Genomic DNA, 15,908 nt, shown 5'->3' with positions numbered 1-15,908 from the left:
ATAGATAGTGAAATCGATTAATACAACGTATTTTTTTCCTCTTATTTTTTCTTACATTTAGTGTAAGTGAAGATGAGGGGATTTTTTATACCATGAGGACAGAGTATTGTTTGTTTAAATCTAGGTGAAAGTAATTTGTAGCCTCTTTCGAATGAATGATTAAATATGTAACTATGTATTTTATTTTGTCATTAAAAGTGGTAATATATGGATAGTTGGATGAGCAAATTATGAGAAACTGAACTGTTGATTATAGCAATAATCCTGCTAATAAAAGTCAAGACAAAGCTGTCAGAAAAAGATATAAATATCAAACAAATACGAAAAAGGTACGCTATAGTTTACTAATAGTAACTGTCGTTAATTTATATACAGTGTAGGAGATATACAACGAATAGCGACAATGCAATTCTAAATACAGGAGGACATAAATGAATAATTTGGATATACTTCAAAGTGGAAGTGAAGATGCTAATTACGTACGGCACAAATTAATTGAATTTAATTCCATTCACGCACCAAATGGTCGCTATGAGGAAGTAAATTTATGTATTAAGAATGATAAAGAGGAAATCATCGCAGGACTAAATAGTGCGGTATGTTGGAACTGGATGGAGATTGATATTTTATGGGTTCACGATAAATATCGTGTACAAGGTTTTGGAAAAAGATTACTTGAAGAAGCTGAGAAAATCGCAAGAGAAAAGAAATGTACATTCATCAAATTAAATACATTCAGTTTTCAAGCTCCTAAATTCTATCAAAAATATGGTTATAAAATAATTGCCATTATTGAAAATGCCCCACAAGACAATAAACATTACTATTTGATTAAAGATTTGATTTAAGTTTCTTACTATGACACGACAGTTAGAGTGTGGAATAGTATAAGCATTAAGCGAAGTTGAGTGATTATTCACTTTATTTCACGATTGTGAATTAAAGGAGATATGTCCCTCCTTTTCATTTGTCATTATTCAAGAAATATATCTAACAAAGCGATATTATTTAGTAGTGAGATTAATTTTGAACATAACAATAAAGCCACCTTAAAATACATAAGCTAGCAAAAAGAAACGGCAGTGCAATTATTTAATTATAAATTTCTTTTACTCTCGCGTAATAAATGTGAAGAAATTTATTTAATGCAGCGATTTTGGCTACTCGTAAAGGTTTACCTTCGCTTTCCTTTTTTAGCATAAATAAATATACAGCATTATCCTGGCTAGGCTTCGCTATTTTTAAATACATCATTATTTCGTAACCTGTTTTTCTCAAGGTTGAAGATCCTCGTTTAGATATGCTACGTTTCCCGGCCATATAGGAACCGGATTGGAATGGAGGAGCATCTAGGCCTGCATAAGCCACAAGTGCACTTGCACTATGAAAACGCCTTACATCGCCGATTTCAGCAATGATTCGCGGACCTAGAATTTCACCTACACCTGGCATAGCCATAACTGTTTTGTATTCTTTCAAGGATTTTGTTAAAGTTCGCATTTGCGAAAGTAACAGAACAAGGGTAGTATCTATCATATGTAAAACGTGTACAGCTTCTAACACTAGAAGTTTTGTCGATGAAATACTTGAGGACAGTGTAGGTATACTGTCTTGCGCCATTGTATATAAGATCTTTGCTTTCACGGTTGATACTCGGTATCTATTGGTTTTAGCCCAATTATTGTAACTGATAATGAACTGTGGTTCTGTCATGCAGGTAATATTATCAAAGTGCCAGTATTCCTTTACAAAATCGCATAATTTGTCTCGATCAGGGACATCTGATCGATTCATAAGTTGGGTTTTAATACCGGGCATTGTACGATCTAATATATTTGTAAGTGTTTGTTTTGCATGAACTCGCATTGATAGATAACTAAGATATTGCTTGTTAAGAACTTTTAGTTCCTCATATATAGTCGCAGTTGGATTGTAATCAATTAAGTGAAACCAATGATCCAGACCATAATTTGCGATTTTAATACTATCGAGTTTATCAGTTTTCCCTTTTCTTATTGATTGATTTACATATTTGCTCATTACTAATGGATTAACTACTGCAACAAAGATTCCATGCTCTTTTAGATACATAAGTACAGGAACATGGTATGAACCGGTTGCTTCCATGACAACTCTAGCATCTTCGTTGACAGAGCTAATGAGTTCTAATAAATGATTGAGCCCGCTTTCGGTGTGCTGTATTTCAAAAGGTTTATGCAGCACTTCACCATATGGTTTTAAAAAGCAAACTGTACTTTTACCTTTGGAAATATCAATACCAATACTAACCATAATTGTTCTCCTTTTGTATTTGATAATGGCATCCATCCTTGCTTATTAACATTCACATTGGTTTGTTACACGAAAGCCATTAAGGTTTCAACCTGCTAAACCGAATGCTTATAACAAGAGGATGGTTGGCAGATTATTGCACGGATGCTAAATCCAATGGGAAGTTCGCCAGACCATTTATTCTCTTATTATAATAAAACAAGCACAAGTTTCTAACCATCAAAGATGAAAAAGATTCTTGTACTTATATAGTACCAATAGGAAGTTGTCCAGATGTTTGACTATTATTGAAATTTATGTCTTGCATATAAACAGAAAGTTAAAGCCATGGTCATTTCAAACAGAGCGTAAAAGTTTTTAATTTTAAAAATATAACAATAATTGAAAGAAGGAACTAAAATGAATATACATCCTTATATCTGCAAAATACATATGAAAAACTTTAGGAATTTCCACGATGTTGAATTTACACTGAGTGAGAAACAAGTTCTCATCGGTGAAAATGCTGTGGGTAAAAGTAACTTGCTTTTTGCTCTTCAACTCATTCTAGACCCAACTCTTTCAGAGAAAGATCGTATGCTTGAAGAGTCAGACTTCTGGGAAGGGTTGGAATATCCTATGGAAAACGGCGAAGAGATCAAGATAGAGCTGTATTTTTCTAATTTCGAAGATAATCCGAACATACTGGCCCAGTTAACTGATGCTACGGTGATGCTTGATAATAAAGAAACTATTAAATTAACATATAAATTCTTTAAAAAAGACGAGAATAGGTTGGATTATAGTTATGTGATTTTCAAGGGTGACGATGAATCGAGAACATTTACATATGACGACCGAAAGATTTTAAACATACGCTTTTAAAGGCAATTCGAGATGTCGAATCCGAAATGCGTAATTCCAGAACATCCCCACTTACACAAATTATCAAACAAAAGTATTCTATCAGCAAAGATGTACTTGCTGAGATATCAAAAGCGCTTGAGGAAAAGGGAGCAGATACACTGCAAATAGGACAAGTTTCTAATTTGGAAAGTCGTATTCACACATTGATTAACTCAATGGTTTCTTTTAGTTCGGATGAGCTGAGCGTATCTTTAAAAACCATTAACATAGATGCAACAAAACTTTTATATGCATTGCGTCCATTGATAAATAATCGTGAATCAGCAAATACAAGCCTTGGTATTAATAATATTTTATTTATTGCCTTGATATTACTTTTGATTGAAGATGATACTATTAGAACCTATTTGACAAGTGATCTATATGATGAATTGGTAAAGCTTGATTCATCCGGTACTATTATAAAATGCTATACCGAAATTGAAGGAATTGATGGTTATTCATTAAATTTAACTGCGCTTAATGATGAATCATTAAGAGAGACTCTTTACTCGTTCTTTTCAACTTCGATTCCAAGTCAGCAAGGTGCTACAATACTGGCGGTTGAAGAACCAGAAGCACATTTACATCCAATATATCAAAGGCTGTTATATAAGCATGTAATGAATAAGGCAAATACATCAGTTATTATTACAACTCATTCCCCGCATATATCTTCTGCCGCACCTATAACATCGCTTGTACATCTTATTGGCACATAAATCGGTACAGATGTAAAAACTACTGCTTCTTTAAAATTATCAGAATCTGATTTTGCAGATTTATCAAGATACATAGATACAAAGCGTGGCGAAATCTACATTGCAAAAGGGATCTTGTTTGTTGAGGGGGTTTCCGAGGAGTATTTAGTAACAAGATTTTCGGAAATCATGGGATTTGAACTTGATCGGCTTGGTTTAGTCATTTGCAACATAAACTCTACGAATTTTACCCCATACTGTCAATTTGCGAAAGCACTTGGTATTCCGTTTGTGGTAATAACAGATGGTGACTACTATCATGATATTCGTACAAAAGATGAAGAAGATAAAAAGAAATTTGGCGATATAGCCTCTGATACTGACACTGGCAGTGGTTTTGATGGTATAGATCGGTCGGTTCGAATGTGTAAAAAATACATTGATAGAAAACATGATAACTTTTGTGACTTGGATTTCATTAAACAAAAAAATATTTTTGCCAAAATTGGGATATTTATTGGTGAGTATACATTTGAAGTGGATATATTCAAACATGCAAATTCGGGTGACAAAGAAATTATATGTTCTCTTTTCAATCAACTAACAAGTGGAGGAGAAAAACAACAAAGCAGCTTCAAAGAAAACTTGATAAATGGTGATTATTACAAATGCCTAAGTCAAATTGAGTCATCATATAGTGAAATAGGAAAAGGAAGATTCGCTCAGCGGCTTGCTGACAAGGCAACATCAACGATGATTCCCCAATATATTTTGGATGCAATTAATAAAATAGTATCCAAAGTGAGGAGGTAAGATTGACTGAGTACTTTATTAAAAAATTAAACGAAATTCAACAAGACTCACAGCAACTTAGAGCGTATAATTCGAGAGGTAGCGCAGTTGTTGTTGCTGGTCCAGGAAGTGGAAAGACGACTGTATTAACGCTTAAAGTAATGCGGCTTTTGGAAGAGATAATACTTCCCCCAAGAGGCTTGGCTTGTTTAACATACAGCACTGAAGCTGCACGTGAGTTTAAAGATCGGTTATCAAAACTCGGATTGAAAAAGCGTGAAAATGTATTTCTTGGTACCGTCCACAGCTTCTGTCTTGCAGAAATCTTAACGCCTTTTGCACATTTATACCCTCAATACCGCATTCCTAATCCTATTAGGATTATTTCAGAAAGAGATAAAAAAGAAATATTTGACTCCATTCCAAATGAAGGTCAATGTAGTATGACCGAAATGGACAAAGAACGGACTAGAGATATCCAAGGGATTAGCCGAGTTTCTATCGAAAGTTATGATATAGCATTAAAAGCTGCTGTTGAATTTGAAGATGCTTTACTTAAAGATGGATGGATCGATTTTATAAGTATGGTCAAATTCTCCGTAAAGTTAATTCAAAACGAGCCTTATGTCCGAAAAAGCCTTGGAGCACGTTTTCCTTGGGTAATAGTAGATGAATATCAAGACTTAGGAAAACCATTGCATGAGATTGTCCTTGCTTTGCTTAATTTAACAAATATAAGAGTGTTTGCGGTTGGAGATGGAGACCAATCGATATATGATTTTCAAGGTGCCGCTCCTGACTATCTTACCGAACTTAGTTTTCGCAAAGATGTGGAACTCATACAATTGAAAAATAATTATCGCAGTTCTCAGGATATCGTTAACGCGTCTGAACATATCCTCGAGAGCCAGAGGGGGTATATAGCTTCAGGGCAATTGAGCGATTACAGTGCTATAGTCGAGTTCTACGAATGCGAAGGAGGAATGGACGAGCAGTATCGAGTAGCAACCGAACAAATAAAACGGTTTCACGATGTAGATGTACCTTATCATGAAATCGCCATTTTAGTTGGAAGTAATAATCAAGTAAAGGAGCTTTGTGCGGTATGTGATGAACAAGGCATACCAGTATATTTCGCACGACAAGAGTTTAGAAATACTGACGCTATCTACTGGTTACAGAATTGTGCTCGTTGGGTTGAGGATAAATCTAAGGTTTCATTTAATGAAATATGCCTATCGTGGAAAGGTTTTTTGTCACTTAAAAAATCTAATGCCGTAAATGAAGAAGAGTTTTTAAGCGTGAAGAAAATGATTCTTAATGTTTTGAGAAAGAGTAAGAGTTTTGAAGATGACCTAAGTAAATGGCTTTCATATATTTTTACGGAACTTCAATTTTTAGAAGTATTTTCTGAATTAGATCGTTACCCAGATGAGATTGAAAATTTATATAAACTTCTAGAAATTGCAAATGATAACCAACAAATGTTGACAATTGAGTTTATATCACGACTTGGAATTCCCAAAAACCAAGTTATGTTAACTACAAGACATAGCGCAAAAGGTCTTGAATTTGATACTGTAATCATGCTTGGAATGGAAAAAGACAGTTTCCCAAGTTACTACTGTACCTCTCAAAGACAATTTGAAGAAGCAAGGCGACTTTGCTTTGTTGCAGTTAGTCGAGCAAGAAAGGCATGTTTGTTTGTGAGGTCGAAAAATTTGCCAAATAAATATGGGAAATGGTTTGCGAAAGAGCCATCACCTTTCTGGACAACTCTATATAACTATGCAAATAAATAAAGAAGCCCTTTCTGGTTGGTTGATGTACCGGTTTTCTCTTTATTTTGAAAAGCCAGATTGTAAATTAGAATTATAGAAAAAAACTCAATGTATGGAGGTGGTACTTTGGTTTTGCTAAATATGTATGGTAAAATACAACCAACCATAATTTCTAAAAAATTAGGAGTCGGTATTTGTAATCCTACCCAGGATTGGGTAGAAGGACTACAAGATGATTTTAAGAAAGAAATACTAATCCATAATCATGAGATATTCTCATTTGAACAATCGGGTATCGATGTTTCTTGGGCTAAGGGGCGGTACGATTTAGAAAACATAGTTAGAGAATTAGGGTGGCAGGAAGATGGAAAAACTGATATGCAGATTATTGCTGAACACTTAATTGAAATTCAAGTATTGGATTTTAGTAATTCTTTGCTTCAATTGAAAAATAACCATTTAGACAGTCCTACATGTGAGCCCAAATATACAAGAAAATTTCTTGATTTATGTTGCAAGGTACAATCATCCAAAAGTGCCCAAAAGGTTATTCCAAAACAAATACCGTTTTCGATAGATGATTCGGATAACTTTCAAACGAAGCCTTTTATAATCAATTACTTAGAGGCAATGTTAAAACCATGTCCCCAATATAAAATAACGGTAACTGACTACACAAAAGGTGGCATTACTTCTTTAGTATACATAGGAAAGTTGATTGATGATTTCTTGATAGCAGATAAGGACTTTTGGATATTTGATTACATAGTCAATGCTATTTTAATAATGAGGAACATAATGCTTACCATGTATTCAAAGTTATGTCCCTTATCGAAATGCTTATTATCAATTCTAAGGGTAAAGGCAAAACAGCAGGAGAGATAGAAAAGAAACTCCCAGAATTTTTATCGGATAGTATTCCTCAAAAAGAACGAGTTTTGTTCTCTGAAATCATGCGTAAGTTAAGAAATAAAATTGGACATGGTGATTTTGAGGCTGTGCAACAGTTATTGGAACAATACCGACAATCTTTCATGCAAGATTTTTGGTTTGACGAGTTTGAGTACAGCATTGAAAACTGGACTTATGGTAATATATGTATTTATCTTGATGAAGCTCTCAACTAAATTTTATGGCTCTTGCTATCAGATAAAAACAAGTTAATTGCACTTCAAATGAGTTAGGGTTAATGCTTTATTGGCACGATTTATTTTTATTTGATTGCATATGATCAACACCTTTTTAGGAGTAGTGCCTTATTTTATTTAGAGATAGAAAGAAGAAGCAGGTAAGCGGAATAATGGGAAGTGCTGTTGAAAATATAAACTCATGTTGATTGTTTTATAACGTAATTAGGTATAAGGTTCAGGAAAAACGTAGGTATGTGACATTATCTACTATGTTATGGGGTGTGAAAAATGGATTTTTCGAAATACAAGTTTAGGTTTAAAGAACTTAGTAAATATGAAGATGAGATAAGAATTAACACTGATATAAGTGATCATGATAGAGCATGTCAGTTTTTATCAATTATTGACGAAACGGAAGATTATAGCCTATTAGGTGATGATGAACTTCTAGGTATACTTAGTGAATTTTCTGTATCTAATATGGATATTTCAAATGATATTAATTCCATTGAAGATTTCTTTGATTTACTAGATGTAATGCTTGATAGGTATAAGGAAGAGTTAAGAACAGCAATTAGACCTGCATTAGAATCCATTTCAAAAATCAATGTAGTAGCTTCTGCTGAGATTATTGCAAATTCTTTGAAGGAATTTTCAAGGAGAATTCAAGAAATCACGAAACCAGTGTTTGATGCTTTTAAGGGAATTGACTTCAAGCCATATTTCGAGTGGGTGGATGACTATATTCTAATCGCATCTGAATATGAGTGGGTAATATATGATGATATGGAAATTTCTGACTTAAGGAAAATCGTAGATATTCATAATAGCAGTGAATATACTCAGAACCAGAAAGAAAAGCTTGTTAATGACTTGTATTTGAGTTATTTGACATACGAAGTTGTAGAGTCAATCTTAACAGATATGATTAGCCGGGACCGGTTGAACTCTATGCAGCATATACTAGAAGAGATAAGGTTTGCTTTTCACAAAAAGAAGTTTTATCTTTGCTGCTCAACATTAATTCCTCTGATTGAAGGTGCAGTTTTTGACACTTTTGATGGTGAGTTTTACTGTAGACAGGACAGATTTCTAAATCGTATAAAGAGTTTATCAGATTCAAAGATATCAAGTATTGTTTTGAATATCTTTGAATCAAAATTATTTAGTAATTTTCTTTACGGACAGGAGCTTGAATCAAATATTAGTAGGCATGCAATAATGCATGGATTCGATAGGAAATACGGCAATATGGTGACGTTCTATAAACTATTACTCCTGTTTAGTACTCTTATTGATTGGTTGGATACTTCCGTAGATAACATTTAATAACAGCATGTTGACAACATGTACAGAAGTGAGGAAGGATATTCACGTCATCAAGATGCGGAACGTTACTTGAGTTTCCCATTATGAATAACAGTACAAGTCCACTACACACAATCACATTAGCGGAATAATGGGAAGCTCAGAGTGGAGAACTATAATTCTCCTATTTTACATTTTCAAAAGATAATATTCAGTTATTAATAAAGCAATAAGTCATAGATAGAATAGGAGAATATACAATGGTTTATGAAGAAGACGGGAAAGTTTATTATGAGAGATTAAATGATTTTATAAAGAGTTCAAGAGATTGGTTTGTAAACGTGGGAAGTAGTAAACCAGTACGAAATAAAAACAATATTTCTGAAAAGGTGGCGGCAGATTTATTAAATTGTGATAAATATGTTATTAAAATTTATACTAAATATGGTTTACTGCATGCAGATTGTATTGATGGAAAACATTATTTCACTTATGAATGGATAGAGGATTTTGCAAAAGACAATAGGCTTTTAGACGAATCCGGAAATTTACCGAGTGAAACAGGATATGATAGTAAATATTATACCGACAATCAAGGGCGACTGATTGTTACCCCTAAAATAATATGGATAGATAAAAACAATATGGAGACTGATAAACCAAACCCTGAAAGTCCTCCGGTTAAATATGCACAAACAATATGTGTCCACGGCAAGAAGCATAGGCATAGCATGGGTGTTGGTGGACGAGCTGAAGGATATTACTTAATGCCATTACCCGAAGATATTAAGTTAATAAAAAAATATAATCTTAATCTTGGAGAACAATACAAAGATTTGTATTGCGACAATTAATATCTCATCGAATGGACAGGAGACACGAGGGTTGGTTGTGAATTTAGAACTGCCTCAATTCTCCAGTTTGTTTATATGTAGTCAATATTTGCAAAAGGGCATTAATACGAAGAAAGACTTTGGATAAGTTCTATTCATGTATTGAAAATGTTTTTATGTTTTGAGTTACATAACTTGATTTATAGAATTAACTATATAATTCAAATTAACTTCCCATTATATTTAGCAGTTGGTGTAAAAATTAGCGTGATTAATTAAAGATTGGAGTATTATATGAGAGCTCATACAGTAATTCTAGGCGCAGGAGCTACAGTGGCGGCTATTCCGAGCGGGGACAAAAACGGGAATAAGTCTTCTGTTATGAACGGATTGATAGAAAAGTTGCATTTAGAAAACATTTTACATGGTATTATATTGAATACTAAAAGCAGCAATCTTGAAGATATATATTCAGAGCTGTGCTCAAGACCAGAGTGCGAAGAAACATTGAATCAGATGGAGCGGACTCTTTATAATTATTTTTCACGACTTGAACTTCCTGACTCTCCAACAATATATGATTATCTTGTTTTGAGCTTGACAGATAAGGACGTGATTGCAACATTTAATTGGGATCCATTACTACTTCAAGCTTATGTAAGATGTCATAAATTCACAGATAACTTACCACACATTCTCTGTTTACATGGTAATGTAGGGGTTGGATACTGCACGGAGCATGGAGAGTTCGGCACGATAGATGCCCTATGTCCTATTTGCAGAGAACCCTTGCCTCCAACAAAGCTTTTGTTTCCGGTTAAGCACAAGAATTACACAAATGATGAATATATCAAAGGCTGTTGGGATGCAACTGAATACATAATTGAAAACTCATATATGCTGACGATTTTTGGATACAGTGCCCCATCCAGTGATGGCGAGGCAGTAAAACTACTAAAAAAAGCCTGGGGTGATTTAAAAAAACGTCAACTTGAGGAGGTTTCAGTTATTGACATAATTAGCGAAGATGAAATGTTAAATAAGTGGAATCAATTTATATACTCACATCATTACCGGTATACAAATGACTTCTTTAACTCGTATTTAGGAATGTTCCCAAGGCGAAGTTGTGAAACCGTTTTCGCAACAGTTCAGCTTAATGTATCACCTGACTGTAGTAAAGGCTTTCACAAAGACATGACATGGGACGAAGTTAGAAATGTTTTGAGAGACGTATTACGCGAAGAAAGCGAGACTCCGAAGGAGAAGAACTATCCGTTACACTATTACAGGAAAGAACAGTTTAGTTAAAGTGATTCTTCTGCAACAACTCTGTTTTTATTGATATTGTCGTTCTTGCCGAACTGCTCATTATATTTACTATAGGAAATATGAGTTATTTATCAACTAAAGGGTATGGTAGATAATATATTGGTTTCGCAATTCAAATTAATTAAATTGTATTAAAGATTCAATTTAGTAAATACTTTAATTACCGATTCGGTATGAGTAGCAGCTATCCTAGCTTGTCGGGATAAAAGCGCCTCTAGGCTATGCCTGTAGGCGCTTTTATCATATATTTATAACGAACTGATTATCATCAATGCATCGTGTCCACCACAACAATATTGTCTTCCAAGGTAGATATTGTTAACAACATTTGTTTGTTTTGCCGATTCCACCTGTGAAAAATTTCTTTTAATTCGAAGGTTAGCACAATATGTTGTGTCTATCTTGTGCATAAATTGAATACGATGCTATATATAGTATCACATATTGACATGTAAAAAATTGGATGATATAATTCGCATATGAAAACTACAACAATATAAAAGGTAAGTAATAGGAGTTTTTTATGCCAAGACGAAAAAATAATTTAACAAAAGAGAAAATCGCAAAGTTGATTAAGGAAGGGCGTGGCCAGGGTGAAAAAGAAAATTATATACCATGGTCACAAATTGGAGATTTTTCATCTTTAGGAAGAGGGAACCGTGTTAATGCGCCTAATAGTAAACGAGTTCATCATTTCCATAGCGATCTTGAGAGAGATTATTTTTTTTATACAATTTGGGATGATGATGTTGATGACCTCCGGGAACAATATCCTTTGCGACCGGCCAAAGAGATCATTAGCATAGCCAAAGAACTACATTATAAGCCACCAAAACCATACAAAAGTGGATGTGATTTTATAATGTCAACTGATATGTTTGTAACAATAAAAATAAATCATAAGAAAGTTGAAAAGGCTTACTCAGTAAAGTATAAAAAGGATCTAAAGAAAAAACGGGTTTTAGAAAAGCTTGCTTTGGAAGAAACATATTGGGGATACCGAGATGTACCTTATGAAATTATCACAGAAGATAGTTTCAACCGTATGGCTGCACGCAATATCTCATTCTTGTTCTCTCATGCGATACTAAAGCCTGAGATAAGTGAGGAGGTAATAGACCATATTTATAATGAACTAGTTGATGCAATTTTTTATTATAAGGACAAAGGGGTACGATTATGTGAAATTTGTAAGGGGATAGATATAAATAATGGATATGAAAATGGTTTTACATTAAGATTTTTCTATTATTATGCTGCTTTAAAAGATATTCCTGTTAAACTGAAGCACTTAATTGTTGGGACATGCATAATTGATGAAGTAGTTGACTTTGTAACCTTCGAAAATATGATGAATGGTGAGATGGAAAATGGAGATATTGTGTAATCAGATCTATCAGGATAGAGACAGTAACGAAAAATATAGGATATTATATGTTAATGCTATAGATAAAGAAGTAACAATGATTAAATTGTGTGGAGCTAGGTTGCCGTATCCTGTTGACCTTTCAGAAGTAGAATATGAAATTGAATCTGGTCTACTAACATTAATTATTGAACATACAACTTCAGTAAATATTGAAAAATTAACTAAGGCACAAAAACGAGAAATTGAAAATGAGTGGGCCATTATAAAGAATTTTGTTCAGAATATACCGTATTGTTATTATGGGACTGAAAGAATAAAATTTCTCACTTATGTAACACAGGAACTTGGTTTAAATAGAGTGAAGGTACAGCGTATTTTACACAAATTTTGGGCGGGAGGTAGTGTTAAGACTGCTTTAATACCTGATTACCATTCCAGAGGCAATAGAACCGAACTTGGAAAACGTGGTGATAAAGTATTAGGTAGAGCACCGGCGAAAGAAGATCCTTTGAATAATCGGAAGGCTTTAAAGCCTAAGGATATGTCAAATATTAAAATTGCTATAAAACGTTATTATAATAAAAATAGTACCAGAACATTGATGGATGTTCATAAACAAATGTGTAAGGATTTTTACACAGATAAGAAAACCAATAAGTTGCTTTTGACATACCCAACATATCGTCAATTTTACTATTATGCTTTAAAATTCAGAAATGAGGTTACCAGAATTGGTGAAAAAGCTTACGCACGTAATCATCGGGGATTAACAGGAAGTTCGGAGAAAGAGGCATTTTGCCCCGGCGAAAAGTATCAGATAGACGCAACGATAGCGGATATTTATCTGGTAGCTACTTTTAATAATAAGCAAGTTATTGGCAGACCAGTTTTGTATTTTGTTACGGATATTTACTCCAGAATAATTACAGGATTTTATGTTGGAGTAGAAGGACCATCATGGATAGGTGCAATGATGGCACTATATTATACATTTACTAATAAGGTTCAATTATGTGAAAAATATGGCGTCAAAATCACCGAGGAACAATGGCCATGCCATGGTTTGCCGGTCTCCATTTTATCTGATAATGGTGAATTAATAAGCAAAAACAGCAATAATGTTGTTGAGGAATTGGGAATTTATTTGCAGAATACTTCAGCGTGGAGACCTGATTTGAAGGGTATTGTTGAACAAAGCTTTAGGTTATTAAATTTGAGTACTCTATCAACACCAGGAAAGATACAACCGGATTTTAGAGAACGTGGTGCAAAAGATTATCGTCTGGATGCTAAATTAAATATAAAAGAATTTACTAAAATAGTTATAAACTATATTTTATTATATAACCAAAGAGCACTAAAAAAATTTCCGCAGGAATCAGATGATATTTTACAAGCTGGTATAAGGCCTATACCAATAGATATTTGGAATTGGGGTACAATAAACCGCGGAGGAACACTTCGTCAAATGGATGATGAATCAATAAGAATAGCATTGCTTCCAAAAATAGAGGACGTAACTATAACTGAACAAGGTTTATCATATAATAAAAATTTCTATATATGTGACACAATAATTGAGAAGAAGTGGATGCAGAAAGCCAGACATGGCGATACTCATAAATGTACAATCAAAATTGATCCAAGAGATACGGAACATATTTTATTATGTCTTGATAATGGAAGTTTTGAATGGTGTGAAAGAACTGATGCGAGTAAAGGAAAATTTGTTAATTGGTTTTATGAAGATTTATTAACACTTGAGATAATACAGGCACGAATGCAAGCAGGGATGAAGACTAAGATGCTTCAAAATGATATTGATTATCGTAACAATGTTGAGGAGATCATTAAAGAAGCTGTTAATAATCAAAAAGTTACGTTTCTTGAAGCAGAAATTGTTAAGAATAAAGTTAAGAATATTAGTGTATCCCGATCTATTGAAAAACAACTTAAGAGAGATGAAGAGAAATTTACACCGAAGGTTCAAAAGAGCGATAATAATGAAGTGTGGATTGAAAATGAGGAATCATATTCTGAAGCTTTTTTAAATTCAATGGATCAGGAGGAATGATGGGCAAATATCCTAAAAATTCATTTACTGTAGATGCAATATATAGTGATCAGAAGATAAATGATTATAAAGGAAATCCATTAATAGAAGCTCTGCCCTCCTTTGAGGAAAGTAAAGATATTTATGAACTATTAATTAATCCTTTACCTTTTCAGAAGGACGAAAGGAAAGAAAATGCATTAATCAGAAGAAGGTGCCTAACACAAATACCACAGTTCTTTAAACCTCTAGGCATTCATATGGATATGGCTGAGTTTATTATTAATACTATTTACCAGGGGTATGAAAACCGAAATCCATTAAATAGGGATTATGTACGTAAAATAAATGCATTAGCAAAATGTGCGAAAGAACATGAAAGTGATTTTAGTAAGTTTATCGGAACCAATGCTGTAGCTGGTGGAGGTTGTATAATTGGCTTGACAAGTATGGGGAAAACCTCATGTGCAAATAGAGTTTGTTCTGGCATACCTCAAAAGATTATTCATGGAAAATATAAGGGTGAAGACATTCCACGTATGCAGATCACTTGGATGAAAATTGATTGCCCTTTTGATGGAACTGTCAAAGGGTTATGTGAAAAGTTCCTGGAGAAATTTGATGAGATTACAGGAGAAAACACCATTAAAGATTATAGAAATACATCAGACATTGCAACTCATTCTATGATGGTTAAAATGGCCGTAATAGCCTGCAGGCACAATTTGGGAGTGTTAATTATTGATGAGTTTCAAAACATAAACCAGGCTAAAAGCGGTGGTAAAGATTAAAGATAAAATGATGAATTATATCTTAAATTTAGTTAATACCATCGGAGTACCGGTAATATTAATGGGAGTTGGAGAAGCAATTGATAATATTTCAGATAACTTAATGTATGCCAAGCGAACGATGGGATTCGCAGGAATGGGGGAGATATCCAATCTTCAATTCCATGCGCCGGATTGGGATAGACTCATGAAGGAACTATGGAAATATCAATGGACAAAAACGGAGACACTTTTAACACCAGAACTAAGTTTAGCAGTCTATATGGCGTCTGCCGGCATAATCCACTATGCTGTAAAAATATTCGGTTTGGCACAAAAAAAGATAATCACAGATAATCCAAATCAAAATGAAATATTAACAGTTGAATTGATTGAGATTGCATATTTTTCTAAAGAGTTTAAAGTTGAGAGAGAACTGATTTTAAAAAAAATTCAAAGTAAAGAAATACTAATAAATATATTAAAATCAAATGAGAAAGGCATAAATGACATAAAGAAAGATAATAAAAAGATGAAAGAGGAGTATTTTGTGGAAGACAATTTACAAGGTGTAATGCATCGAACAAATTCTAATTTTCATTCAAAGATAGCGGAATATCTAAAAAATAATATGGAAGAGGGGATTACATAATCAGGCGTAG

15 protein-coding genes are annotated in these 15,908 nt (G+C 33.6%); 14 read left to right on the top strand and 1 reads right to left on the bottom strand.

The annotated features are described in order from the left end of the window. Positions 1-431 precede the first annotated feature (431 nt). Positions 432-848 (top strand): GNAT family N-acetyltransferase, encoded by a 417-nt coding sequence (locus tag QA584_RS26685; RefSeq protein ID WP_278272136.1) that lies wholly within the window; start codon positions 432-434, stop codon positions 846-848. Positions 849-1,092: 244 nt separating this feature from the next. On the opposite strand, the gene QA584_RS26680 is transcribed toward QA584_RS26685, so the two are convergent. Continuing rightward, positions 1,093-2,292 (bottom strand): IS110 family transposase, encoded by a 1,200-nt coding sequence (locus QA584_RS26680; RefSeq protein WP_278272135.1) that lies wholly within the window; start codon positions 2,290-2,292, stop codon positions 1,093-1,095. Between the two features lie 399 nt (positions 2,293-2,691). Here QA584_RS26680 and QA584_RS26675 point away from each other — a divergent pair, with 399 nt between their 5' ends. From QA584_RS26675 to QA584_RS26615, 13 genes are all read left to right on the top strand, one after another. Then, positions 2,692-3,156, top strand: a complete 465-nt coding sequence (locus QA584_RS26675; RefSeq protein WP_278272134.1) for an AAA family ATPase — start codon at positions 2,692-2,694, stop codon at positions 3,154-3,156. A gap of 26 nt (positions 3,157-3,182) precedes the next feature. Beyond that, complete coding sequence (locus tag QA584_RS26670) at positions 3,183-3,899, top strand: AAA family ATPase (protein WP_278272133.1); 717 nt, start codon at positions 3,183-3,185, stop codon at positions 3,897-3,899. A 114-nt stretch (positions 3,900-4,013) separates the two neighbouring features. Continuing rightward, complete coding sequence (locus QA584_RS26665; RefSeq protein ID WP_331487768.1) at positions 4,014-4,691, top strand: ATP-dependent endonuclease; 678 nt, start codon at positions 4,014-4,016, stop codon at positions 4,689-4,691. Between the two features lie 2 nt (positions 4,692-4,693). Next, positions 4,694-6,472, top strand: coding sequence for an ATP-dependent helicase (locus QA584_RS26660; RefSeq protein WP_278272131.1), 1,779 nt, complete (start codon positions 4,694-4,696; stop codon positions 6,470-6,472). 105 nt (positions 6,473-6,577) lie between these two features. Continuing rightward, a complete protein-coding gene (locus QA584_RS26655; RefSeq protein WP_278272130.1) occupies positions 6,578-7,336 on the top strand; it encodes a hypothetical protein in 759 nt (252 codons plus the stop codon). Further along, positions 7,288-7,578: a hypothetical protein gene (locus QA584_RS26650; RefSeq protein WP_278272129.1), complete on the top strand. Its 291-nt coding sequence runs from the start codon at positions 7,288-7,290 to the stop codon at positions 7,576-7,578. Before QA584_RS26655 ends, QA584_RS26650 begins: the two co-directional genes overlap by 49 nt. 291 nt (positions 7,579-7,869) lie before the next feature. After that, the gene (locus tag QA584_RS26645; RefSeq protein ID WP_278272128.1) at positions 7,870-8,910 is read left to right on the top strand and encodes a hypothetical protein; all 1,041 of its coding nucleotides are present in this window, start codon (positions 7,870-7,872) and stop codon (positions 8,908-8,910) included. 239 nt (positions 8,911-9,149) lie between these two features. Beyond that, positions 9,150-9,743 (top strand): hypothetical protein, encoded by a 594-nt coding sequence (locus QA584_RS26640; protein WP_278272127.1) that lies wholly within the window; start codon positions 9,150-9,152, stop codon positions 9,741-9,743. Positions 9,744-10,016: 273 nt separating this feature from the next. Continuing rightward, on the top strand, positions 10,017-11,033 hold the full coding sequence (locus QA584_RS26635; protein ID WP_278272126.1) for a hypothetical protein: 1,017 nt from the start codon (positions 10,017-10,019) through the stop codon (positions 11,031-11,033). Between the two features lie 544 nt (positions 11,034-11,577). After that, positions 11,578-12,441, top strand: a complete 864-nt coding sequence (locus tag QA584_RS26630; protein WP_278272125.1) for a TnsA endonuclease N-terminal domain-containing protein — start codon at positions 11,578-11,580, stop codon at positions 12,439-12,441. After that, positions 12,425-14,497: a DDE-type integrase/transposase/recombinase gene (locus tag QA584_RS26625; protein ID WP_278272124.1), complete on the top strand. Its 2,073-nt coding sequence runs from the start codon at positions 12,425-12,427 to the stop codon at positions 14,495-14,497. The genes QA584_RS26630 and QA584_RS26625 overlap by 17 nt, the downstream gene beginning before the upstream one ends. Then, the gene (locus QA584_RS26620; RefSeq protein ID WP_278272123.1) at positions 14,494-15,267 is read left to right on the top strand and encodes an ATP-binding protein; all 774 of its coding nucleotides are present in this window, start codon (positions 14,494-14,496) and stop codon (positions 15,265-15,267) included. The genes QA584_RS26625 and QA584_RS26620 overlap by 4 nt, the downstream gene beginning before the upstream one ends. Then, positions 15,254-15,898 carry a hypothetical protein gene (locus QA584_RS26615; protein WP_278272122.1) on the top strand — a complete coding sequence of 215 codons (645 nt, stop codon included), beginning with the start codon at positions 15,254-15,256 and terminating at the stop codon, positions 15,896-15,898. The genes QA584_RS26620 and QA584_RS26615 overlap by 14 nt, the downstream gene beginning before the upstream one ends. Positions 15,899-15,908: the final 10 nt, after the last annotated feature.

The sequence above is a fragment of the Anaerocolumna sp. AGMB13025 genome (assembly GCF_029689925.1).
In the GTDB taxonomy this organism is placed as follows: domain Bacteria; phylum Bacillota; class Clostridia; order Lachnospirales; family Lachnospiraceae; genus Anaerocolumna.
The sequence above is the reverse complement of the archived record's forward strand: the minus strand, read 5'-3'. Positions and strand labels throughout refer to the sequence as shown.